The sequence below is a fragment of the Janthinobacterium sp. BJB301 genome (assembly GCF_002735685.1).
Classification (GTDB): Bacteria; Pseudomonadota; Gammaproteobacteria; order Burkholderiales; family Burkholderiaceae_D; genus Janthinobacterium; species Janthinobacterium lividum.
On record NZ_PDZJ01000002.1, the window covers coordinates 791,335 to 813,717 of the forward strand.

20 protein-coding genes are annotated in these 22,383 nt (G+C 64.0%); 5 read left to right on the top strand and 15 right to left on the bottom strand.

What is annotated here, in order from left to right:
* Positions 1-19: 19 nt before the first annotated feature.
* The 6 genes from CSQ91_RS16900 to CSQ91_RS16925 all read right to left on the bottom strand — a co-directional run bounded on the left by CSQ91_RS16900 (position 20) and on the right by CSQ91_RS16925 (position 9,313).
* Positions 20-5,332 carry a hybrid sensor histidine kinase/response regulator gene (locus CSQ91_RS16900; RefSeq protein ID WP_099389024.1) on the bottom strand — a complete coding sequence of 1,771 codons (5,313 nt, stop codon included), beginning with the start codon at positions 5,330-5,332 and terminating at the stop codon, positions 20-22.
* Between the two features lie 40 nt (positions 5,333-5,372).
* Positions 5,373-7,610, bottom strand: coding sequence for a methyl-accepting chemotaxis protein (locus tag CSQ91_RS16905; RefSeq protein ID WP_070281547.1), 2,238 nt, complete (start codon positions 7,608-7,610; stop codon positions 5,373-5,375).
* The gene (locus CSQ91_RS16910) at positions 7,610-8,191 is read right to left on the bottom strand and encodes a chemotaxis protein CheW (protein ID WP_070281860.1); all 582 of its coding nucleotides are present in this window, start codon (positions 8,189-8,191) and stop codon (positions 7,610-7,612) included. Before CSQ91_RS16910 ends, CSQ91_RS16905 begins: the two co-directional genes overlap by 1 nt.
* 59 nt (positions 8,192-8,250) lie before the next feature.
* Positions 8,251-8,616: a response regulator gene (locus CSQ91_RS16915; RefSeq protein WP_034780235.1), complete on the bottom strand. Its 366-nt coding sequence runs from the start codon at positions 8,614-8,616 to the stop codon at positions 8,251-8,253.
* 36 nt (positions 8,617-8,652) lie between these two features.
* A complete protein-coding gene (locus CSQ91_RS16920; protein ID WP_070255929.1) occupies positions 8,653-9,075 on the bottom strand; it encodes a response regulator in 423 nt (140 codons plus the stop codon).
* Between the two features lie 85 nt (positions 9,076-9,160).
* Entirely contained in the window at positions 9,161-9,313 is a 153-nt protein-coding gene (locus CSQ91_RS16925; protein WP_034780237.1) for a rubredoxin, read from the bottom strand.
* Between the two features lie 96 nt (positions 9,314-9,409).
* Here CSQ91_RS16925 and thiD point away from each other — a divergent pair, with 96 nt between their 5' ends.
* Positions 9,410-10,267, top strand: coding sequence for a bifunctional hydroxymethylpyrimidine kinase/phosphomethylpyrimidine kinase (thiD, locus tag CSQ91_RS16930; protein WP_034780239.1), 858 nt, complete (start codon positions 9,410-9,412; stop codon positions 10,265-10,267).
* Positions 10,268-10,312: 45 nt separating this feature from the next.
* A complete protein-coding gene (gene hemL / locus CSQ91_RS16935; protein WP_099389025.1) occupies positions 10,313-11,602 on the top strand; it encodes a glutamate-1-semialdehyde 2,1-aminomutase in 1,290 nt (429 codons plus the stop codon).
* A 5-nt stretch (positions 11,603-11,607) separates the two neighbouring features.
* Here the strand turns inward: hemL and CSQ91_RS16940 are convergent, their stop codons facing one another.
* Both CSQ91_RS16940 and corA read right to left on the bottom strand, forming a co-directional pair.
* Positions 11,608-12,324: an HAD family hydrolase gene (locus CSQ91_RS16940; protein WP_099389026.1), complete on the bottom strand. Its 717-nt coding sequence runs from the start codon at positions 12,322-12,324 to the stop codon at positions 11,608-11,610.
* Between the two features lie 286 nt (positions 12,325-12,610).
* A complete protein-coding gene (gene corA / locus CSQ91_RS16945) occupies positions 12,611-13,576 on the bottom strand; it encodes a magnesium/cobalt transporter CorA (RefSeq protein ID WP_034746658.1) in 966 nt (321 codons plus the stop codon).
* Here corA and CSQ91_RS28970 point away from each other — a divergent pair.
* On the top strand, positions 13,575-13,733 hold the full coding sequence (locus CSQ91_RS28970) for a hypothetical protein (protein ID WP_161789554.1): 159 nt from the start codon (positions 13,575-13,577) through the stop codon (positions 13,731-13,733). The two genes, corA and CSQ91_RS28970, sit on opposite strands and share 2 nt — an antisense overlap.
* A gap of 64 nt (positions 13,734-13,797) precedes the next feature.
* On the opposite strand, the gene mtgA is transcribed toward CSQ91_RS28970, so the two are convergent.
* From mtgA to mpl, 7 genes are all read right to left on the bottom strand, one after another.
* Positions 13,798-14,523, bottom strand: coding sequence for a monofunctional biosynthetic peptidoglycan transglycosylase (gene mtgA, locus CSQ91_RS16950; protein WP_099389027.1), 726 nt, complete (start codon positions 14,521-14,523; stop codon positions 13,798-13,800).
* A complete protein-coding gene (gene aroE, locus CSQ91_RS16955) occupies positions 14,520-15,347 on the bottom strand; it encodes a shikimate dehydrogenase (RefSeq protein ID WP_099389296.1) in 828 nt (275 codons plus the stop codon). Before aroE ends, mtgA begins: the two co-directional genes overlap by 4 nt.
* An 11-nt stretch (positions 15,348-15,358) precedes the next feature.
* Positions 15,359-16,216, bottom strand: a complete 858-nt coding sequence (locus tag CSQ91_RS16960; protein WP_034780245.1) for an energy transducer TonB family protein — start codon at positions 16,214-16,216, stop codon at positions 15,359-15,361.
* 139 nt (positions 16,217-16,355) lie between these two features.
* A complete protein-coding gene (locus CSQ91_RS16965; protein WP_034780246.1) occupies positions 16,356-18,443 on the bottom strand; it encodes a ribonuclease catalytic domain-containing protein in 2,088 nt (695 codons plus the stop codon).
* A 2-nt stretch (positions 18,444-18,445) separates the two neighbouring features.
* On the bottom strand, positions 18,446-19,060 hold the full coding sequence (locus CSQ91_RS16970; protein ID WP_099389028.1) for a chorismate--pyruvate lyase family protein: 615 nt from the start codon (positions 19,058-19,060) through the stop codon (positions 18,446-18,448).
* The gene (locus tag CSQ91_RS16975) at positions 19,057-19,641 is read right to left on the bottom strand and encodes a YqiA/YcfP family alpha/beta fold hydrolase (protein WP_099389029.1); all 585 of its coding nucleotides are present in this window, start codon (positions 19,639-19,641) and stop codon (positions 19,057-19,059) included. Before CSQ91_RS16975 ends, CSQ91_RS16970 begins: the two co-directional genes overlap by 4 nt.
* The gene (mpl, locus tag CSQ91_RS16980; RefSeq protein ID WP_099389030.1) at positions 19,638-21,014 is read right to left on the bottom strand and encodes a UDP-N-acetylmuramate:L-alanyl-gamma-D-glutamyl-meso-diaminopimelate ligase; all 1,377 of its coding nucleotides are present in this window, start codon (positions 21,012-21,014) and stop codon (positions 19,638-19,640) included. The genes CSQ91_RS16975 and mpl overlap by 4 nt, the downstream gene beginning before the upstream one ends.
* A gap of 115 nt (positions 21,015-21,129) precedes the next feature.
* Between mpl and CSQ91_RS16985 the strand changes: the two genes are divergently transcribed.
* Together CSQ91_RS16985 and CSQ91_RS16990 are read left to right on the top strand one after the other, a co-directional pair.
* Complete coding sequence (locus CSQ91_RS16985; protein ID WP_034780250.1) at positions 21,130-21,768, top strand: hypothetical protein; 639 nt, start codon at positions 21,130-21,132, stop codon at positions 21,766-21,768.
* A 19-nt stretch (positions 21,769-21,787) separates the two neighbouring features.
* Complete coding sequence (locus tag CSQ91_RS16990) at positions 21,788-22,354, top strand: TlpA family protein disulfide reductase (RefSeq protein WP_099389031.1); 567 nt, start codon at positions 21,788-21,790, stop codon at positions 22,352-22,354.
* Positions 22,355-22,383: the final 29 nt, after the last annotated feature.

The following is a 22,383-nucleotide window of genomic DNA, read 5'->3' on the forward strand; positions in this document are numbered from 1 at the left end:
ATTTGGCGATGCACGCCTGTTATGGTTGCCGCGGTGTTTCGGCACCAGCCTCCGTTTGCAGGCGCTGCACTTCCGCCAGCAATTCCTCTTCCTGGAACGGCTTGCCGAAATACGCATTCACGCCCAGCTCGAACGCGTGCGCGCGGTGCTTGTCGGCGCTGCGCGAGGTAATCATGATGACGGGGATGGCGCGCGTCTTGTCGTCGCTGCGCACATTGCGCGTCAAATCAAAACCATCCATGCGCGGCATTTCCACGTCGACCAGCAGCAGGGCCGGCATGGCAGCCGGCTCCAGCGCATGCAGCTGTTCCAGCGCATCGACGCCATCCTTGGCCAGCAGCACCTGGTAGCCTTCGCGCTCGAACAGGCGCTGCATCACGCGGCGCACCGTCAGCGAATCGTCGACCACCATCACGCGCACGGCAGGCACGGCCAGCGCGCTGGAAACGGCATGCTGCTCGCTGCTGGCCAGCGCATACTGCGACAACAGTTCCGGATGGTGCTCCAGATGCTGTGCCAGCGCCACCGGATTGAGGATCAGCACGATGTCGCCCGTGCCCAGCACCGTGGCGCCGGCAATGCCCGGCATGCGCGCCAGCTGCGGGCCCACGTGCTTGACCACGACTTCGCGGTTGCCCACCACGTCATCGACCTGCAAGGCCAGCCTGTCATTGCCATTCCTCAGCAACAGCACGGGCGCATAGCGCTGCGTGGCCTGCGCCGCCGGCGTCTCGCCCAGCATGGCCGACAGGTGGTGCAGCGCCAGCGACTGCCCGTGCGACTCGATGCGCCCGGCCGCCCGCACCTGCTCCAGCTGTTCGCCTTTCAGGTGCAGCACCTGCTCCACCAGCACCGATGGCAGGGCATACGTCTTGCCGCTGGCCGCCAGCAACACCACTTGCGTGACGGCCAGGGTCAGCGGCAGGTGGATGGTAAAGCGCATGCCCAGGCCCGCCTGCGTCAGCGTTTCCACGCGCCCGCCCAGGGCCAGCGCTTCGGATCGCACGATGTCCATGCCAAAACCGCGCCCGGCCAGTTCCGTCAGGCTGTCGGCGGTGGAAAAGCCGGGCGTGAAAATCAGTTCGGCCGCCTGCGCGTCGGTCAATGGCGCATCCGTCGCCACCAGACCGGCGCCGTGCGCCTTGGCGCGGATGCGTTCCAGGTCCAGCCCCGCGCCATCGTCGGAAAAGGCGATCGCCACTTCATTGCCCTGCTGGCTGACCTGCACCAGCAGCTCGCCCGTTTCGCTCTTGCCCGCGGACAGGCGCGCGTCGCGCGGCTCGACGCCGTGCACGATGGCGTTGCGCAGCAGGTGCTCGAAGGGCGCAGCCATGCGTTCCAGTACGCTGCGGTCGATTTCCACGCCGCCGCCGCGGATGTCGAGGTTGACGCGCTTGTCGACTTCCTTGGCGCTTTGCCGCGCCACGCGGAACAGCCGTTCGGCGATGCTGGCAAACGGCACCATGCGGATCTGCATCAGGTCGCGCTGCAGCTCGCGCGTCAGCCGCGCCTGCAGCACCAGGTCGTCCGTTACCGCATCGACGCTGTGGCTGAGGTTTTCGTGGAACGAGGCCACGTCGTTGACGCTTTCAGCCATCATGCGCGTGAGTTCCTGCAAGCGCGTAAAGCGGTCGAATTCGAGCGGGTCGAAATCGCGCTCGCTGCCGACGGCCATGCGCGAGGCGATCTGCGATTCGGCCTGCATTTCCACTTCGCGCAGCTGGCGCCGCAAGCGCGCCAGGTTGTCGGAAAACTCGGCCAGCGAAGCGCCCAGCACGCCGACTTCATTCTCCATCTTGGAGCGCGTGATCGACACTTCGCCAGCCTGGTTCACCAGGCGGTCGAGGATATCGGCGCGCACGCGCACCAGGGCCGCCTTCGGTTCGGCGGCCGGCGTGTCTTCCATGCCCGGCAAGGGCAGCAAGGGCTGCTGCAACTGTTCGAACAGGTGCAGCGCATGGTCGTAGTGGGCCAGCAATTCCTCGAAGGCCTGCGGCGTGGCGGTACCCGCATGCAGCATGTTTTCGATATGCGTCTCGATTTCATGCGCATGCTGGCCCAGGCGCATGGCACCCGCCATGCGGGCGCTGCCCTTGACCGTATGCAGGGTGCGCAGCAGCATCTGCGCCTGGCCACTGTCGTGCGGCTGCTGCTGCCAGCTGCGCAGCGCCTCGCCGATCTGCGGCAACAGGTCGGCGCCCTCCTCCAGGAAAACGGACAATAAATCAAGGTCGAGTTCATCGCTGATGCCGGCGCTCGCCGCCAGCAGCGCGGCCGCGTCGGCCGGCATGATGGCGGGCGCCGGCGCTTCCGGTGCCGCGTGCTCCAATGGCGGCGCGTGCTCGAAGCCGGCGTCGAACAGGTCGTCGCCGATGCCGCTGTCCTGCATCGGCGCCGGTGCCGGTACTTCGGCAGCAGCCGGCTGCAGCGCGTCGGCGACGATGCTCGCATACGTCGCTTCGAACAGGGTCTCGAGCTGGGGTACAGGAATCTCGGCCAATGCGTCGGCCGGCGCGTCGGCAAGCGGTTCGGCGGGCTGCGCCGGCGCGCCGACGATGCTGGCGTAGGCGTCCGCAAACAGGGCGTCGAGCCGGTCTTCCTTGCTTTCGCCGGGCGGCGCCGTCAGGGCGCGCCACAGGGTGTTGAGCGCTTCGATCATGTCCGGCTGCGTTGGCGCCAAATCTCCCAGCGCGAACGCCTGCAGCATTTGCCCGATGCGTTGCGTGGCCTGTTCCAGCACGTCGTGCTGTTCGGCGCGCAGGCCGGACAGCGGCGGCACCACCGTTTCAATCACCGTTTCAAGCGCGTGCGCCAGGTCGCGCAGGGACTGGAAACCCACCGTGCCCGAGGTTCCCGCCAGCGTATGCACGGCTTGCAGCGCCTCCGCGCTGACGGCACGCTGTTCATGGCGCCACTCGCCGAAGTCGCGCGTGAGCACGCGCAGCAATTCATCCGTTTCGGCCAGGTAGATGTTGTACAAGGGAAGGCTGATGCGCAGTTCGCCCACGTGCTTGAGGTGATCGTCCGGCGCTTCGTGCAGCGTGGGCGCCGTGGCCAGGGGAAGTCCGATCACATTGCCATTGCTGGCCAGGGGCGCGGCCGGGCGCGGCTTGCGCAATTCGAACGGGCCGCCTTCGCGCACGCGCTCGGCCGCCATCAGCAGCATGCCGGCCTCGCGCTCGCGTCCCGCTCCGCCTTCCAGTTCGGCCACCCATTCGCTGAGCTGGTACCAGCCGTAATTCAGCAAGGTGAACAAGTCGTCGCTGACGGGGCGCGCCTCGGCCAGCCAGGTATTCATGACGCGTTCGATGGCGCCGGCCGCTTCGGCAAACTGCGCCAGGCCGATCATGCGGCTGCTGCCTTTCAGGGTATGGAACGAGCGGCGCAGCATGGCCAGGTGGTCGCCGCTGGCGGCCTGTTCTCGCGGCAGGGCCAGGGTGGTGTCGATAAAGGCCAGCACTTCGCGCGCTTCTGCCAGGAAGATATCGAGCATCTCCGCATCGACATCGGTCACGGCGGGCGCGGCATCCATGCCGGCAGGCGCGGCGGGCGCCAGGGTCTGGTCGAGCAAGGGCACCGGTACGGCACCGGCGGCGGCGACTTTCTCAAATGGCAGGGCGCGGAAGGTGCCGGCGGCAGCATCGAAATGGAAACGCCCGCTGGCCGCCTGCGCATTGCGGCCCAGCATATCGACAAAAAAGCCCAGCGCGCTGACATTTTGCGCGATCTCGTCGAGCGCCTCCGCATGCGCCTCCGCCTTGGCGCCACTACCGGCCAGCTGCCGCACGGCCGCGTCGACCTGCAGCACGGCGGCGCGCGCGTCTTCCTGTCCCAGCCCCGCCAGTTGCTGCTGCAACTGGCCCAGCACGGGCGCGACGCCATCGAGTGCCCCCGCCGGCCGCAACGTATCCGCGTAATAAGCGTTGAGCACCTTTTCCACCTGGCGCAGACCCGTCTTCATTTCCTCGGCCAGCGCGGCTACCGTCTGGCCCTGTTCGATCTGGCGCGACATCTCGCCCGCCGTGACGGGCGGCGGCGCTTCGCCAGCCAGCAATGCCTGCAGGCGCGCGGCGATGGTTTCCGCATTGCCGGCAAAATCGTCGGGCAGGCGGCGCAGCTGCTCCAGCCCCGTGTCGGCAAACAGCAGCGCCACGCCGATTTCATTTTCCAGGGCCGCGCTGCGCCCGCTGGCCACGGCTTGCCGCGCCACGGCCGCGCATTCGCGCAGCAGGCTGGCCAGGGCCGGCTGCTTCAAGGACTCCACATGTGCGGCCACCTGTTGCAGCGACTCTTCGAAATCCGTGCCCAAAGCTGGATCGAGGTCGGCTTGCGCCAGGCGGCTCCAGCTGGCGCGCGCCTGCGCCAGGGCCGTGCGGGCGCCTTGCAAGGCATCCTGGTCAACCTGGCCGTAGCGCCGCGTTTCCACGTCGGCGGGAACCTGCCCCTCCAGGGCGAAAGCGGCGCGCAGCTGGCGTGCCTCCGGCGTCGGCTCGGTGGCGGCCGCGATGAAGAACAGGGCGTCGCGCAGCATCGATTCGGGCAGGCTGGCCGTGCCCTGCGCCAGGCGGCGCAATTGCAGGTTGATCAGGCCGAACAGCTGTTTGACGTTGAGCGTGCCCATGCCCTCGCCGCTGGCCGCCAGCCCGGCAAAGGCCTGCATGGCGAACCAGAAGGTGCGCGCCGGCGCTTCCTGCTGCGCGTCGGCTACCAAGGTCAGGGTGGCGTGCAAGTCGCTGGCATGCTGGCGCCGCGCCGCGTCATCCTGCGCCTTCAGAAAGGGCAACAGGGACTTTTCAAAGCGTCCGCGCCAGGCCGGATAATCGGCCACCGGGGGCGCCTGCGCCAGCGCGATGGCATGCCCTTCCAGCATCGATGCCGGCGGAAAGAACAGGTCGGCCGGGTGACTGCGCTCGGCGCCCAGCATGGTTTGCAGGTCGCGGTAGTAGGGAAACAAACGCGTCGGCTGCGGCGGCGTGCCGGCCACCAGATCTTCCAGGTATTCGATCAGGGCCTGATACAGTTCGGCGACGACTTGCGCATGGTCCAGCGTGTATTCGAGGCTGCCGTCGCGAAAGCGCGCCAGCGCCTGTTCCGCGCCGTCCGTCAGCAGGCTGGCGCCGGCCACGTCCACCATCACCAGCGCGCCATGCGCCTGGTGCAGATGCGAGCGTGCATGCTGCAGGGCCGTGGCGCGTTCCTCGCGCTCGCGGCCACCCGCCTCGAACAGGGCCGTTTTCGAGCGGCCCAGCGCTTCGCGGATTTCCACCATCACCCACGACAAAGGTTCGCTGTCGAACGGCTTGGACTGCTGTGGACTATCAGGTGTGCTCATGCATGCCTCGGTAAGGAAATCGCCTGGACTGGCGCGGCGTTCAGGCGGCGACGCGGAAGCGCGACACCGAATTTTTCAGTTCCTGCGCCAGCATCGACAGTTTATGGATCGATTGCGCCGTTTGCTGCGTGCCATCCTGGGTCTGCTCCGTCACGCTCAGGATATGCTGGATATTCAAGGCCACGCCGCTGGCCGAACCGGCCTGCGTGCCGGTGGCGAACGAAATGCCCTGGATCAGTTCAGCCAGGTGTTTCGACACCTGGCTGATGTCGTTCAAGGCTGCGCCGGCCGCGTCCGACAGCCGCGCGCCCTCGACCACGCCCTGCGTGGACGTTTCCATCGCCCGCGTCGCATCCTGGGTATCGGCCTGGATGGTGCGCACCAGCGCGCCGATCTGCTTGGCGGCGGCGGCCGAGCGTTCGGCCAGGCGCTGCACTTCCTCGGCCACGACGGAAAAGCCGCGCCCCGCCTCGCCGGCCGATGCGGCCTGGATGGCGGCGTTCAGCGCCAGCACATTGGTCTGCTCGGTGATGTCGGAAATGAGCTCGGTGATCTCGCCGATTTCCTGCGACGATTCGCCCAGGCGCTTGATGCGCTTGGACGTATCCTGGATCTGTTCGCGGATTTCATGCATGCCCTTGATGGCGTTTTCCACCGCCGTCGAACCCTGCTGCGCGGCCGCCACCGACTGGCGCGCCACGTCGGCCGAGACGCTGGCCGACTTCGACACGTCGGTAATCGCATTGGCCATCTTGACCACGGTGGCGCTGACGCCCTGGATTTCGCGCGACTGCTGCTGCGACGCGATCAACAGCTTGCTGGAAATGCTTTGCGCCTGCGTCGAGGCGCGATTGACCTGTTCGGCCGTCGCCGTCACCCTCCCCACCAGGCCGCGCAATTCCTCCACCGTATAGTTGACGGAATCGGCGATGGCGCCCGTAATGTCTTCCGACACGGTCGCCTGCACCGTCAGGTCGCCATCGGCGACCTTCTGCAATTCATTCATCAGGCGCAGGATGGCCGCCTGGTTCTGCTCATTCCTGGCCTTCGCCTCTTCCTCTTTTCCCTGCGACTGGAGCCGCAGGATTTCCGCTTCCTGGCGCCGCCGCTCGGCATCGCGCGTGCGGTTGACGGAGTCCTGCAGCAGCACGCGGCCGATGCCGGCCGCCGCGATCAGGGTCAGCAACACCCCGCCGACCATCATCCAGAAGGCGATGCCCAGGGTTTCCTGGTTCACGTGATACATCTGCTGCAGCAGGGTCAAACGCTGGCGCAGGTCTTCGTTCTCGTTGAAGATCAACTGTTCGGCGCTTTTCGCCGAACTGAATTTGTCGAGCCGGTCGAGTATCGACGACACCAGCTTCTGGTACGTGTCGAAACTGGCCTTCAACGCCACCAGGCGGTCGCGCAGTTCGGCGTCGCGCGTGGGCGCCAATTGCAGCGACACGCTGCCATTGAGCAAGCCTTCCACGGCGGTGCGGAAATACGTCGTGTCGCGTCCCAGCGAAAATGCCGTTTCCGAGCTGATGCTGCCCGACGACAGGAATTCGCTGGCGCTGCGGCTCATGCGCTGGCTCAGCATCATCAGGCGGCCGATGACGGCCAGGTCGCGCGCATTGCCGCCACGCTGCACCTTCAGGGCCGCGATTTCCTCGGTCTGCGCCAGCAGCGCCGGCGACAGCCCATTCAATTGCTGCAAGGTCTTGTCGAATTCGCCCAGTTCCGGTTTCAGGCGCAAGATGGTGCTGGCCGCGCGGTCGCTGCTGGCCCACTTCTTGCGCGCGTCGGCCACCGCCGCCAGCAGGGCGGCACGCGACTCGCCGATATCGCGGCCGTGATACGTCCCGCCGCGCAGCATCAGGCGGAAATCCTGGTTTAGTTCATTGCGGCTTTCCTCGAGCTGGCGGAAGGCTTCCGGATTGCCTTGCACGGCGTTGGGCGCGGCCTTGCCGATGCGCTGCGAATGCATCAGCGCATCGCTGGCCAGCTGCGTTTGTGCCGAGGCGATATTGCCGCTGCGCGTATTCAGCCCCACGAACAGCAGGCTGGCGGCCAGGCTCAGGGCCATCAGCGTCGACAGGATGCTCAGCTGCTTTTGCAGCGGAAAATGGCCGATCAGCGGCAGCCTCAAGTCGCTGACCGGCGCGCTGGCCAGCGACTTGCGCCGTCCCAGCGCGTCGCGCAGGCGCAGCGGCAGGTCTGCCGCCGATGCCGGCGCGTCCGCAGCGTGCTGCGCTTCGGGCATGCCGGCCGCCAGAATGGGGGAATTGGCGCCCATCAGCAAATATCCTTGTGGTCGGGGTAGCCGTCAAAGCCGGCATCGAGGAAGCGTTCCGATTGCGCCAGCTGCGCCAGGTCCAGGCGCAGCCACTGCTGCCCTTCGCTGTCGCGCAGCGCCTGCGCCGCCCACGATGGGAGCACACCCTGCACCGCATCGTGAACGCGCACGGATTGCATCGCGCGCAACTGGCGCAAGCCCAGTACGCGTTCGACCAGCAATGCGCAATTGAGGCCCAGACGGGGAGAAAACGTGATGATGCGGCAGTGATTGCCCGACACGCAAGCCGGCTCGCCCATGTAGCGGGCCAGGTCGACGACCGCCGTCAGGCGTCCGCGCATGGCCGCCAGGCCCAGGTACCAGTCCTGCGCCAGCGGCACGCCCTGGATCTGCACGCCGGAAGCAATGACGATTTCGCCCAGCTGCGTCAGGTCGAGCAGGCACGGCCGGCCACCGAGCATCACGCCCAGTTCCTTGCGCGCTGCCAGTGCGCCGCTGCGCGCGGCCTGTATCCGCTCGATCAATTGCAGCTGATACTGGCGCAAGCGCCCCTGCCGCGCGCCCGTCTCGAAAGATGGCATGGCAGCGGCAGGCGAAAGGGCCGCTGTGGACACGCCGTGACCTGGCATCGTGTGCATTCTCAGGAAATCGCGGCGATCTTGGCCAGCAGCTCGGCTTCGACCACCGGCTTGACCAGGTAATCGCGCGCGCCCTGGCGCAAGCCCCAGATGCGATCCGTTTCCTGGCTCTTGCTGGAGCAGATAATCACCGGCACGTCCTGCAGTTCGGGATCGCGCGCAATCGCGCGCGTGATCTGGAAGCCATTCGCACCGGGCATCACCACGTCCATCAGGATCAGGTCGGGCCTGGCCTGCTTGAGTTGCGCCAGCGCGTCGGCGCCATCCTGCGCCGTGAGGACGGCATAACCGGCACGCACCAGCATCTCGCTCAGGTAATAGCGTTCTGTCGGCGAGTCGTCGACGATCAGAATTGTGTGTATGGCCATCTGCTTCCTTGCTGCGTTGTCAATCAATAAAAACACTTATTCAAAATGCCCGGCCAGGTGCAACCGCACGGCCTCCAGCAACGCCTCGCGCGCCAGCGGCTTGGCCAGGCAGGCGCTGGCGCCCGCCATGGCCCCGCGCGCGCGGTCGAACAAGCCTTCCTTCGACGACAGCATCAGCACCGGCGTGGCGTGGAAGGCCGCACTGGCCTTGATCAGCGCGCAGGTACGGTAGCCGTCCAGGCGCGGCATCACAATGTCGCACACGATCAGCGCCGGCCGGCAGTCGGCGATCTTGGCCAGGGCATCGAAGCCGTTTTCCGCCACCACCACGCGATAACCGGCCTCGCCCAGGATCTTCGCGGCCGCGCTGCGTATCGTCGCGCTGTCGTCGATGACGAGTATCGTGGCGCTGGCGCACACGGCATCGGGCGGCGCCTCGGGCAAAAAGGGACGCGTCATGTGATTATTCGACAATCTTTCATACCATAGCACAGGCAGCCGCAATACCTGCGTGCGGCAGCGGCATCCCATGAATCTCGATTGATTACAGCGCCACCATCTCGAAATCATCCTTGCGCGCACCGCATTCAGGACAGGTCCAGTTCATCGGAACATCGGCCCAACGCGTGCCCGGAGCGATGTCTTCGTCGGGCATGCCGGCCGCTTCATCATAAACCCAGCCGCAAATAAGACACATCCACGTTTGGAATTGCTGCGTTGTTTCGTTGCTACTCACGTTCTGCCACCCTTCAATCAAGTAAAATGCTGAATTAGGTATCTTAATCTACCCGCCGTGCAAAACCAAACTTCTCCCCTCATATTAAGCTTCGGCGTGTCCGATCCGGTCGGTGCGATCGGCATCCAGGCCGACCTGGCCACGTTTTCAGCCTTCGGCTGCCATGGTCTGTCGGTCACCACGGGCCTGTTGATCAGCGATACGGCGCGCGTGGAAGACGTGCAGGCGGTCGACCCGGACTGGGTTTCCGACCAGGCGCGCGTGCTGCTGGAAGACATGTCCGTCTCGGCCATCAAGATCGGCGCACTGGGCAGCGTGGAAAACGTCACGGCCATCGCCGAAATCGTCTCCGACTATCCGAACGTGCCGCTGATCCTCGATCCCTTCATTTCGGCGCTGCCGGAACAGGGCATGGACGATGAAGACATCCTGACGGCCGTGCGCCAGCTCCTGATCCCGCAAACGACCCTGCTGGTGCTCTCGCCGGTGGAACTGGAGCGCCTGGCCGAGACCTGGCGCGACGCCGATCCGGACGACACCCTGCAAAACGACGTCGACTACCTGGTGGCCCTGGGCTGCGAATACGTGCTCGTCACCGGCATGCCGGCCGACGCCAGCAAGTCCGGCACGGCCGAAGGCAAGCTGCGCGCCAACACCCTGTTCGGCGAAGACGGCGTGGTGCGCCACGACGAATGGCAGCACCTGCCCGGCATCTTCAACGGCGCCGGCAGCACCCTGTCTGCCGCCGCCACCGCCCTGCTGGCCCTGGCGAACGATGAAGACGATGTGCCGCAGGTGGTCGTGGCGGCGCAGGAATTCACGGCCGGCGCCCTGGCCCACGCGCAGCGCCACGGCATGGGCAAGCTGGTGCCGAACCGCCTGTTCCGGCAGCAGCGCCAGCGCGGCGCCCAATAAGTACAGACGACACAGACAACGATCCACTTTCAAGGCACGATTATCATGACGACGACTTCACAAAACGACATCCTGTTTGCCCGCGCACAAAAAACCACGCCAGGCGGCGTCAATTCGCCCGTGCGCGCCTTCCGCTCGGTCGGCGGCACGCCGCGCTTCATCACGCGCGCCGAAGGCCCGTACTTCTGGGACGCGGACGGCAAGCGCTATATCGACTACATCGGTTCGTGGGGCCCGGCCATCGTCGGCCACGCCCATCCGGAAGTGGTGAAGGCGGTGCAGGATGCTGCCGCGCTGGGCCTGTCGTTCGGCGCGCCGACGGAAGGCGAAGTGCTGATGGCCGAGGAAATCACGCGCCTGGTGCCGTCGATCGAACAGGTACGCCTGGTATCGTCGGGCACGGAAGCGACCATGAGCGCCCTGCGCCTGGCGCGCGGCGCCACGGGACGCGACAAGATCGTCAAGTTCGAAGGCTGCTACCACGGCCACGCCGACTCGCTGCTGGTGAAGGCTGGCAGCGGCCTGCTCACCTTCGGCAACCCGACGTCGGCCGGCGTGCCGGAAGATTTCGTCAAGCACACCCTGGTGCTCGACTATAACAACGTGGAACAGCTGAAAGACGCCTTCGACAGCTTCGGCGCGGAAATCGCCTGCGTCATCGTCGAACCGGTGGCCGGCAACATGAATCTGGTGAAAGCCACGCCGGAATTCCTGCAGGCGATGCGCGAACTGTGCACGCAGCACGGCGCCCTGCTCATTTTCGATGAAGTCATGTGCGGCTTGCGCGTGGCCCTGGGCGGCGCGCAGGCGCTGTACGGCATCAAACCCGATCTCACGGCGCTGGGCAAGGTGATCGGCGGCGGCATGCCGGTGGCGGCCTTCGGCGGCAGCGCGGCGCTGATGCACAACATGGCGCCGCTGGGCGCCGTCTATCAGGCCGGTACCCTGTCCGGCAACCCGGTCGCCGTGGCGGCCGGCATGGCCACCTTGAAACTGATCCAGCGACCTGGCTTCTACGAGCAGCTGGGCGCCACGGCCAAGCGCCTGGCCGAAGGCCTGACCGCCGCCGCGCAGGAAGCGGGCGTGGTCTTCTGCGCCGACTACATCGGCGGCATGTTCGGCATCTATTTCAGCGCCACCCCGCCGACCAGCTACGCGGAAATGATGGCGGGCGACCGCAGCAAGTTCAACGCCTTCTTCCACGCCATGCTGGACGAAGGCGTATACTTCGCGCCCGCCGCCTTCGAGGCAGGCTTCGTCTCGGCACAGCACGATGACGCCGTCATCGACGCCACCATCGCCGCCGCGCGCAAGGTCTTTGCCAAACTGGCATAAGCGTTTTACACGGCCGCAGTGTCCATCACCGCGGCCACCAGCGCCGGCAGCGTGGCCATGTCGCTGAACACGACATGCGCGCCGGCCGCCTTCAGGCGCGCTTCCTGGCCAGCGGCGATATGCCCGCCGCCGATAAACCCCAGCACCGTCATGCCCGCCGCCACGGCCGCCGTCACGCCCGTGACGCTGTCTTCCAGCACCAGGCACTGGCCTGGCGGCACGCCGAAGGCGGCAGCTGCCGCCAGGTAGACGCCCGGATGCGGCTTGGCGTGACCCACCAGGTCCGGCGTAAAGACGCGCTTGTCGAACAGCGGCGCCATGCTGGTCCGCTCGAGCGCCGACAGCACGCGCGCGCTGACGCTGTTCGAGGCGACGGCCTTGGGCAGGGGAATGGCTGCCAGCGCCTGCGCCACGCCAGGCACGGCGCGCAGCTGCGCGTCGCAGGCCGCATCGACGGCGTTGCCGATGGCCATGATCTCGTCGGCCGGCAATTGCGGCAAGCCCAGTTCCTTGTAGATATCCTGCATCAGCGGCACCAGGCGCTGGCCCAGGCGCGGCTCGATCAAGCCTTGCAGGGTGACGCCCTCGGGCAGGTTCTGCAGGCGCGGTCCCAGCAATTCCAGCAGCGCTTGCAGGGCCACGGCTTCGCTGTCGATCAGCACGCCATCGCAGTCGCTGATCAAATGGGTATAGCGCAGTGGGGTGGTGGCGGTATCAGGCATGGACTCTCCAGAAGGCAACGGTGACGGGAAATGCGGCGGCCAGCCGGCCAAGGCAGGCATCGCAACGATCATAGGTGGAACAGGCGGACGCTACCACGCAGAAAACGTCTGAATGACGATACTTTTCTGCAAAAGGCAGCCAACGGGGGAAAGAATCGGGCGCCAGGCAGGCGTCGACGCGCAAATACCAATTCAATACCACGCAATACCAGTGATTATCGCTGATTTTTGAATTCGCTGCGTTCGTCTTGAAACCGGGACGCGGAAAGCGCCCCGGCGATGCGGTTTACTTCAGCCAGCCGCGGTGGCGGAAGTACAGGAACGGCGCGATGGCGCTGGTAATCATCAAGCCCCAGGCCCACGGATAGCCGAACGACCATTCCAGTTCCGGCATCAGCTTGAAGTTCATGCCGTATACGCTGGCGATCAGGGTCGGCGGCAGGAAGGCCACGCTTGCCACCGAGAAGATCTTGATGATCTTGTTCTGGTTGATGTTGATGAAACCGACGGTGGCATCCATCAGGAAGTTGATCTTGTCAAACAGGAACGAGGTATGGCCGTCCAGCGATTCGATGTCGCGCAAAATCTGCCGCGCTTCCTCGAACTGCTCGGAATTGAGCAAGCGGCCGCGCATCAGGAAACTCACGGCGCGACGCGTATCCATCATGTTGCGGCGGATACGGCCATTCAAATCTTCCTCGTGGGCAATCGCATTCAGCGCTTCGGCCGCGTGCGCATCGGTAAATTCCTTTTGCAGCACGCGCGTGCTGACTTCTTCCAGGTTCTGGTAGATGCCTTCGAGCACGTCGGCCGAATATTCGGCATCGGTGGCGTACAGGTCGAGCAGCACGTCCATGTAGTCGGCAATCGAGCCGGGCCGCGAACGGGCGCGCATGCGCACCAGGCGGAACACGGGCAAGTCGTCCGTATGCATGGAAAACAGGATCTTGCGGGCCAGGATGAAGGCGACCGTGATGACGCGCGAGGGACCATCGTCCTCTTCGCGCAGGAAATCTGTGCGCAGGTGCAAGTCGCCGTTTTCCGCTTCGTAATAGCGGGCCGACGCTTCAATATCCTTGACTTCGTCTTCGCCCGGCAGAGTGACGTTGTAGATGGCCTTGACCCAGGCCCGTTCGTCATCGGTAGGGTCGGTCAGGTCGACCCACACCGGTTCGGCATTTTCGAGGTCTGCGCGGCTGTCGATCGGCACCTGGTTGAGCCGGCCATTCTGTAATACAAAGACATTGATCATGCGCGCTCTCAGCCGGATGTTGGGTTATCGTGATGTGCTGGCGCTGGCGCCAAAAATGAAAACAGCGCAAGTGTACCCGCAAAGGCCTTTTCACGACCACCCCCGGCACCGCTTTTTCACGGAAAAAGTGCGGCGTTGCACCAACCGGGCCGATTAAGATGCTGCGCCGCAATAGTGCCAATCAGGCAGCTTTAACTTTATACAAAGAAAGCCGGCTGCCATCAAGGCAATTCCGCCGCTCCCATGCGGCGCAGGATCACGCCCGTACGCCGGTTCAGGTAGCCCGTATCGCGGTGACGGTCATAAAAGCGGGGGTTCGGCAGCATCACGGCCAGTTTTGCCGCCTGCCCGGCGCTCAGGCCCGCCGCGCTGACCCGGTAATAGTGGCGCCCGGCCGCCTCGGCGCCGAAGATGCCCGTGCCAAATTCCACCACGTTCAAATAAATCTCGAAAATGCGCTGCTTTTCCATCAGGCTTTCCAGCATATACGTGATGATCAGTTCCTGCCCCTTGCGCACATAGCTGCGCGAGCCGGACAGGAACAGATTCTTCGCCAGCTGCTGCGTGATGGTGGAACCGCCCGCCACGACCTTCTGCTTCTTGCTGTTTTTTTCATATGCCTTTTGCAAGGCTTCCCAGTCCACGCCTTCATGCTCGGAAAAATTCGCGTCTTCCGAAGCGATGATGGCCCGTTTCAGGTTGTTCGAGATGCGGTTGTACGGTACCCACGTCTGCTTGATCGTGGCGTTGGGATTCTTGTCCTGCAAGACAGACAACTGTTCGCGCATGAAAGCCGTGCTGGACGGATTGTGGTCGACCCACCACCAGATTTGCAGGAAGAAATACAGCTGCACGACGATAAAAGCCAGCACGGGGACGATGAACAGCCACTTGATCCAGCCGTAGCGGCTGCCGCTGCGGCGCTGGCCCTTCTTGCCGGCGCTCACAGGGCACTGCGCAATTGCGCCAGCAAATCCTGCGTCCGCGGCCGCACGCCGCGCCACACGTAAAACGCTTCAGCCGCCTGCTCCACCAGCATGCCTAGGCCGTCGCGCACCTGCGCGCCATGCTGCGCGGCAAAGTCCATGAAGACGGTGGGCTGGGCGCCATACATCATGTCCAGCGCCAGCGTGTGATCGCCGAAGATTCCCGGCGGCACGGGCGGCAAGTCGCCCGCCAGGCTGGCCGAGGTGGCATTGATGACGATATCAAAGACGCCATCGGGCTGCGTGTAGCCGCCGGCGCGCAACTGACCGGGGTGCGCCAGCGCATCGGCAAACTGCGCCACCAGCGCCTCGGCCGTGGCCACGGTGCGGTTGGCAATGTAGATTTCCTGCGGCCCCTGTTCCAGCAAGGGCAGCACGACGCCGCGCGCCGCGCCGCCCGCGCCCAGCAGCAGGACGCGCTTGCCGGAGACACTCACGCCCGCGTTGCGCACGATGTCCGCCACCAGGCCCGCGCCATCGGTATTGTCGCCAAGAATGGTATCGCCATCGAAACGCAGGGTATTGACGGCGCCGGCCGCTTGCGCGCGCGGCGTCAGGACGGTGGCCAGCGCGCACGCGTCCAGTTTGAAGGGCACCGTCACGTTCGCGCCCTTGCCGCCCTCGGCGGCAAACGTACGGGCCGCCAGGGCAAAGCCATCGAGCGGCGCCAGGCGGCGATCGTAGACGATGGGCTCGCCCGTCTGCAGGGCAAACGCGGCGTGGATCAGGGGGGACTTGCTGTGGGCGATGGGATTGCCGAAGACACAATATTGATCGGGATTCATTTCTTGCTTGTTCAATTGCTGCCGCCAGTCAGGTTAGCTTCCATTTTTTCTTCGCGCGTAAATTTGAAGCGGGTAATGACGACCCACAGGTCATCCTTATCACTTGACAACATGTTCGGTGGGAAACGCCCATACGGTGCCGCGCGACGCACGATGGCCAGAGCCGCCGCATCGAGCGCGGGGTTGCCCGAGCTTTTCTCCACGCGGGCGCCGCCTTCCTTCTGGTAAATCGTGCCATCCTGGAAGATGGGGATGTAGACAACCAGTTCGCCATACATCTTGCGGCCATTCTTTTGCGGGAAATTCAGGGTGCCGATTTCCTCGATGCGCTTTTGCAGGGTCTTGTAATACATGGCGTAGCCGACTTCCTGCGTGCTGGGCGTAATGAAAGTCTTGCGCGGACGCTTGTTCTGGTCTTCCACGGTCTGGCTGATCTCGGCCGCCATGCGCGCGATGGCCTTGCTGCTTTCCATCAAGTCCGAACCGGATGCGAGCGGATTGGGCTTGTCTTTTTCCGTAACGGGCGCGGCGCTGTAGGGCGTCGGCCTGGCCGCCTGCGTCAGCAGCTCCTGCTGCTTCTGCTCGAGTTCGGCAATGCGCCGGGCGCTGGCCTTGACGCTGTCGCCCTCTTCCACCTGGCGCATGTCGGGCAAGGGCGACTTGGCGCGGCCCTTGTCGGCTTGTCCGCCACCGTCGAGATTGGCTTGCGCCAGGGCATCGGCCTTCAGCGGCTTGTTCGCATGCTTGGCGTTGACCAGGATCACTTCCAGGCCGGGATCGGTCGCCACGGCCCGCTGCGGGGCCGGGGCGACAAAATGCATCGCCAGCAAGGCGCCGTGCGCCAGCAGCGATACCGCCACGGCAATCATCAGGAAACGATTCTCTCGGAAAGACTTCACGCGCAACCCAATTCGCAACAAACACACCATAACAAGATGGCTGAATTCTACGTCAAAGGGCGGTGCCGGCAACAGTTTTCAGCACCGCCTTGATGGCCTGACGACGGCCTTACTTGACCTCGGGTTCGCTGACCACGTCTTCGCTGGCCAGTTCCGCCACTTCCGCATCGGCGTCGCTGACCTGGTTCGCCGCTTCCGGCGATGCTTCCGGCGCCACGTCGCCCTCGTCGGCGCCTTCGTCGCCCGATTCTTCTTCGTAATCCAGTTCGGCATCGGCCGCCGCATCCGGTACGGCGGCGATTTCCAGCAGGCGCGCTTCGATGCTCAGGTCGACCTCATCCCAGCGCAGCAAGTCCAGCTTGACCTGGGCGCCGCGCGCCACCGATGGCATGCCCGGCAGCTTGATGACCAGCGGAATGTCGACCAGGCGCAAGATCTCGTCTTTCAGCACGACAGCATCGACCTGGCGCGCGTTTTCCTGGTGCAGCCAGCGCAAGCACCAATAGCGTTCCATGTTCGACTGGAAATCGCCATACGCGGCATACGCGGCGTCGAAGGCCGAAACGATGGCGAACAGATTCGCATCGCGCGGCTTGAACGGGGCCACCAGCGGCGCCGTCACGCCATGCTCGGCGCAGGCGATGATTTGCCACTGGTTCACCAGATCCGTATAGCGGCGCAACGGCGAGGTGCTCCACGCGTATTGATCGACGCCCAGGCCCTGGTGCGGCGCCGCATGGGTGACCATGCGCACCTGCATCTTTGCCGCCCAGCTATTGCCACTGCCACCGCCCTGGCTGCGATAGATGCCCGGCACGCCATGGTCGTGCAGCATCTTGCCCCAGGTACTGTTGGCAAAAATCATCAGTTCCGCGACGATCTTGTCGAGCGGCGCGCCACGCTTGCGGCGCGCCACGGTGACGATGTCGTTTTCCACATAGAAATTGAAATCGACGCGGTTATTCTGTTCCGGCTTCAAGCCGAACGCTTCGCGCTTCTTCATGCGGCCCTGCTCCAGCTGCTGCGCCCATTGCCACAGCACGGCAAAATCGGCCTTGTGCGGGTACTCGCCTTCGCCGCTGGCCAGGGTTTCCTCGTTGACCAGGTCATCGAGCTGGTTATGGCGCAAGTTGCTGGCAATCGGCACCAGCTCGGCGCGCGTCTGCGTGCTGACCACGGCCCAGTCCGCTTTCGGGTCCAGCGTGGCGTACAGCGACAGGGCCGGGCACGTCGTGCCTTCCGCGAGCGTGAAAGCATTCACGATTTCGTCCGGCAGCATGGTGATCTTGTCGCCCGGCATGTAGACGGTCGACATGCGCTGGCGCGCCATCTTGTCGATCACGTCTTCCGGGCGGATGCCCAGGCCCGGCGCGGCGATGTGTATACCCACTTTCACGGTGCCATCGGGCAGCGGCTGCACGGAGAAGGCATCGTCGATCTCGGTCGTGGTCACGTCGTCGATCGAGAAGGCGGCCACATCGGCCAGCGGCAGCTTGGCCGTCACGGACGGCACGGGCACGCTCGGGAAGCCGGCGCCTTTCGGGAAGTTTTCGAAGAGGAATTTCGACAGGTGCAAATCTTTCGGTGAAGCAATACCGCCGACAGCCAGCATCAAACGCGGCGGCGTCGTGTGCAATTCCGTGCACGCCGCTTCCAGCGCCTTGTATTCGATGGTGTTCTTGTCCGGCTTGAACAGCAGCTGCAGCACCATGGGCTGCATCGAGGCAGGCAAGCGGTTCTGTTTCAGCTCTTCCACATAGGCGGCTTGCACCAGCGCCTGCTGCTTTTTCTTTTCGATACCGGCCAATGCCGCCTTCAGCGACGCTTCCGGCGCCGCCTTGTAGCGGCCACGGCCTTTCTTGTAGAAATACACGGGCGCCGAATGCAGGGCCAGGATCAGGCCGGCCGCTTCCGGCGGCAACGGTGCGTGGCCGAAATATTCGGCGCCCAGCTCGGCAAAGCCGAACTCGTCTTCGCCTGCCACTTCCCACAGGAAATCGAGGTCGATCTCGGCAGCAACGGCCTTGGCTTGCTCCAGCAGCTCGGCAGGGGATGGCTTTTCATACTGCAGCAGCACATCCTTGACCTTGACCTTGGTGCGCTTGCCGCTGGCCATTTCGACCTGGTACGCTTCACCCGCTTGCGACAGGACCGTGCCGACCTTGAAATCGCCGGATTCTTCAAAAAATAGATTCATTGTTATGCTTTGTTTATTAATGTGTCGGTTGCAACGGTGCGAGTGACGGACGTCAACTCCAGCACCGCCGGCAAAAATACTTCAGTTACCAGCAGCAATCCCTGGTGACGCTGGTACAGGCAGCGGCGGGCAAAAAACAGCGCCTGCTCGCCGGCGCGCTGCCCTTCCAATGCCAGCGCCGCCTGCGCCCGCTGCACCAGCGGGTGGCCGGCGCGCAAGCGGGCAAATTCCAGTTCGCCGCGCCACACCATGCGGTCGCCAAACAAGGTCGTGCCCAGCGAGCGCTCGCCCAGCGCGGAAAACAAGGGCCAGTCCGTGGCCGTCGCCTGCATCGGCACGACGGTATGGCCAAACACGGCCGGTTTGTTATCACAACGCAACAGCACTTCGCGTTCCCATACCCGTCCCGCACGGTGCAAACCAATGATGGCGGCCTCGTCGCTCAAGCAGCGTGCCGTTTCCTGATGCAAACATTGCACGCGAAACGCGCTGCTGTGCGCTTTCAGCTTGGCCGTCAGCGACCCGCCGCCCGTCAGCCAGTGGCGCAAGGCCGGCGGCGCATTGACGGCGTTCACGTGCGCATGCCATTGCGCCTGCCGCAGCGATCCCGGCCTCACTTGGCCGCGTCCGCGTCGATGCCGCAAAATGCCAGCACGGGCGCCAGGTATGCGGCAAATTCGCTGATGCCATGGTCGCTGCCATCGATGACGCACTGCTGCGCCCCCTGATAATGCGCCACCATGTCGCGGTAGTCGAGCACTTCATCGCCCGTGGCGGCAATCAGGAAATAGCGTTGCGGCTCGGTAATTTTCTCTACGGCAAAGGTTCGCAGCTCGTCGATGTATTCGCGCTTGAACTCGAATGGCTTGTCCGAATGAAACTCGGTCGTCACGCCCACATGCTGTTCCAGGTCGATCAGGGGCACGATGGCAGGGTTCAGCAGCACGGCGCGGCAACCGAGCTGCTCCGCCAGCCAGGTAGCGTAATAGCCGCCCAGCGAGGAGCCGATGATCGTCAGGTCGGCCGGCGCCACATCCTTGACCAGCGACAGGGCCAGTTCGATGGCCAGCTTGGGCGAGGCCGGCAATTGCGGGCACAGCCATTCGGCCTCGCGGCCCAGCGCCTGCATCTGCGCGGCCAGCAGGCGCGACTTCATCGACAGGGGCGACGAGCGAAATCCATGCAGGTACAGAATCATCGGCCCAGCGCCTCCAGCAACTTCTGGTGCACGCCGCCAAAGCCGCCGTTGCTCATGACCACGATCTGGTCGCCGGGACGGGCGCTGGCTGCCACGGCGGCCACCAGGGTATCGATGTCTTCGTAGGCGCTGGCAATCTTGCCCAGCGGCGCCAGCGCGTCGCCCAAGCTCCAGCCCAGCGCGGCATGGCTGCCGAAACCGAAGACCAGGTCGGCATCCTTGAGGCTGCCCGGCAGCGCATCTTTCATGGCGCCCAGCTTCATGGTGTTCGAACGCGGTTCCAGCACGGCCAGGATACGGCCAGTGTTGCCTATCTTCTGGCGCAGCCCGCCCACGGTAGTGGCAATGGCCGTCGGGTGGTGCGCGAAATCGTCGTACACGGTAATGCCGTTGACCACGCCACGCACTTCCATGCGCCGCTTGACGCTCTCGAAGCTGGCCAGCGAAGCGCAGGCCTGGGCAATCGGCACGCCCACGTGCCGCGCGGCGGCGATGGCCGCCAGCGCATTGCTGCGGTTGTGCTTGCCCGTGAGCGCCCACGCCACATGGCCTTCCTGCTGGCCATTGAAATACACGTCGAAGCTGCCATCGGCCTGCTCTTGCAGTTGCCAGTTAGCATCTTGACCAAAACTTTCCTTTTCACTCCAGCAACCGCGCGCCAGCACGCGCTGCAGCGACGCTTCGTCGCCGTTGAACACGAGGCGGCCAATGCCGGGCACGGTGCGCACCAGGTGATGGAATTGCGTCTCGATCGCGTGCAGATCGGGGAAGATGTCGGCGTGATCATATTCCAGGTTATTCATGACGGCCGTCTTCGCGTGGTAATGCACGAACTTGCTGCGCTTGTCGAAGAAGGCCGTGTCGTATTCATCGGCTTCGATGACGAAGAAGTCCGAGTCCGCGCTCTTGCCGTCGATTTTGCCGCTGAGGCGGGCGGAAATGCCAAAGTTCATCGGCACCCCGCCGATCAGGAAGCCCGGCGCGTAGCCCGCGTCTTCGAGTATCCAGGCCAGCATGGCCGAGGTTGTCGTCTTGCCATGCGTCCCCGCCACGGCCAGTACCCACTTGTTGCGCAAGATGTGTTCACCGATCCACTGCGGGCCGGATACATACGGCAGGCTGCGGTTGAGGATTTCTTCCACCAGCGGGTTGCCGCGCGAAACCACATTGCCAATCACATACAAATCCGGGTTCAACTTGGTTTGTTCCGGATCAAAGCCCTGGATCAGTTCGATTCCCTGCGATTCCAGCTGGGTGCTCATCGGCGGATACACGTTGGCATCGCAACCAGTGACTTTATGGCCGGCTTCCTTGGCCAGGACAGCCAGGCCGCCCATGAAGGTACCGCAAATGCCGAGAATATGAATATGCATGTGATCAGTGCGAAAGGTGCACGCTTAAGTAAGTAAGACGGTGAGATAAAAAACAGCAAGTGCAGGATTTTACCTGACGCCATGACTTTTTCCGCTTCGGAGTATCATCTCGCTCATGACAAACGATGCATTTGACGATAGCGCGCAGTTGCGCCTGGAAATCGCTGCCGCTGCCGCGCGCCTCGTGGCGCAGGATGGCGCCGACTATGGCAGCGCCAAGCGCAAGGCGGCGCGGCAAGTCCTCGGTGACGCGCCGAACCTGCCCAATATACTGCCTGACAACGACATGATCGAAGAACAGGTGCGGCAATACAATGCCCTGTTCCTGGCCGACAGCCAGCCGGCGCGATTGTTCCAGCTGCGCACGATCGCGCTGCAGGTGATGGAGGCGTTGCAACAATTTCATCCCCTGCTCAGTGGCCCCGTGCTCAATGGCACGGCCGGCCCCCACGACGAGATCTATTTGCAGCTGTTTGCCGAGAGCGCCAAGGAAATCCACATCTTCCTGCTGAATAAAAATGTCGTGCTCGACATGTCGGAAAGCCCGCATTTCAAGGGAGCGCGTTATGATGCGGTCGAGACAGCCAGTTTCTTGTGGAAAAACGAAGGCGTGCACGCGGCCCTGTATGAGCTCGACGATATGCGCGGCGCGCTGAAAGCCAAGGCGGACGGCAAGGTGCTGCGCACCGATATCGCCGGACTGCGCAGCCTGCTGGCCGCCAGCCTCGCCGATGGCGTGCCGGCTGCCGACTAACATTGATATAGATAAAGTTATGACAAAAAAGAATTGGATCGCCTGTGCCATCGTGGCGTTGATGTTTGGCGGCATGGGCGCTTACGTCGGTTTGAGCAAGGAAAAAGCGAAAGAAGCGGAGAAAGATGCGGGACCGCTGACGACCGCCATCGCGCCAGGCGCGACAGGTCCCGTCAACGAGCTGTATGCGCTGTCTCTGCCGGACGCGGCAGGCGCCACGCAAGCCTTGTCGCAGTGGAAAGGCAAGAATTTGCTGGTCAATTTCTGGGCACCGTGGTGCCCGCCGTGCGTGGAAGAAATGCCGGAGTTATCCGAAGTGCAAGGCCACTACGGGGCGAAAAACCTGCAGGTGATCGGTATCGGCATCGATTCGGCCAGCAATATTGCCACTTTTGCCAGCAAGGTCAAGATCGCCTATCCCGTGTATGTGTCCGGCATGAGCGGCACCGACCTGTCGCGCCATTTTGGCAATGCCACGGGCGGTTTGCCCTTTACGGTGCTGATCGGCGCCGATGGCGAAGTCAAAAAGACCTATCTGGGCCGCTTGAAATTTGATCAGTTGCGCGCCGATCTGGATAAATTGTAAATTCGGAGCGTGCTTTTTTCTCTTGCCAA

Coding starts and splice junctions, on each gene's coding strand:
- CSQ91_RS16900 (WP_099389024.1), bottom strand. CDS start 5,332: ATGAGCACACCTGATAGTCCACAGCAGTCCAAGCCGTTCGACAGCGAA.
- CSQ91_RS16905 (WP_070281547.1), bottom strand. CDS start 7,610: ATGGGCGCCAATTCCCCCATTCTGGCGGCCGGCATGCCCGAAGCGCAG.
- CSQ91_RS16910 (WP_070281860.1), bottom strand. CDS start 8,191: ATGCCATCTTTCGAGACGGGCGCGCGGCAGGGGCGCTTGCGCCAGTAT.
- CSQ91_RS16915 (WP_034780235.1), bottom strand. CDS start 8,616: ATGGCCATACACACAATTCTGATCGTCGACGACTCGCCGACAGAACGC.
- CSQ91_RS16920 (WP_070255929.1), bottom strand. CDS start 9,075: ATGACGCGTCCCTTTTTGCCCGAGGCGCCGCCCGATGCCGTGTGCGCC.
- CSQ91_RS16925 (WP_034780237.1), bottom strand. CDS start 9,313: ATGTGTCTTATTTGCGGCTGGGTTTATGATGAAGCGGCCGGCATGCCC.
- hemL (WP_099389025.1), top strand. CDS start 10,313: ATGACGACGACTTCACAAAACGACATCCTGTTTGCCCGCGCACAAAAA.
- CSQ91_RS16940 (WP_099389026.1), bottom strand. CDS start 12,324: ATGCCTGATACCGCCACCACCCCACTGCGCTATACCCATTTGATCAGC.
- CSQ91_RS28970 (WP_161789554.1), top strand. CDS start 13,575: ATGCGCGCTCTCAGCCGGATGTTGGGTTATCGTGATGTGCTGGCGCTG.
- corA (WP_034746658.1), bottom strand. CDS start 13,576: ATGATCAATGTCTTTGTATTACAGAATGGCCGGCTCAACCAGGTGCCG.
- aroE (WP_099389296.1), bottom strand. CDS start 15,347: ATGAATCCCGATCAATATTGTGTCTTCGGCAATCCCATCGCCCACAGC.
- CSQ91_RS16960 (WP_034780245.1), bottom strand. CDS start 16,216: ATGATTGCCGTGGCGGTATCGCTGCTGGCGCACGGCGCCTTGCTGGCG.
- CSQ91_RS16965 (WP_034780246.1), bottom strand. CDS start 18,443: ATGAATCTATTTTTTGAAGAATCCGGCGATTTCAAGGTCGGCACGGTC.
- CSQ91_RS16975 (WP_099389029.1), bottom strand. CDS start 19,641: ATGATTCTGTACCTGCATGGATTTCGCTCGTCGCCCCTGTCGATGAAG.
- mpl (WP_099389030.1), bottom strand. CDS start 21,014: ATGCATATTCATATTCTCGGCATTTGCGGTACCTTCATGGGCGGCCTG.
- CSQ91_RS16985 (WP_034780250.1), top strand. CDS start 21,130: ATGACAAACGATGCATTTGACGATAGCGCGCAGTTGCGCCTGGAAATC.
- CSQ91_RS16990 (WP_099389031.1), top strand. CDS start 21,788: ATGACAAAAAAGAATTGGATCGCCTGTGCCATCGTGGCGTTGATGTTT.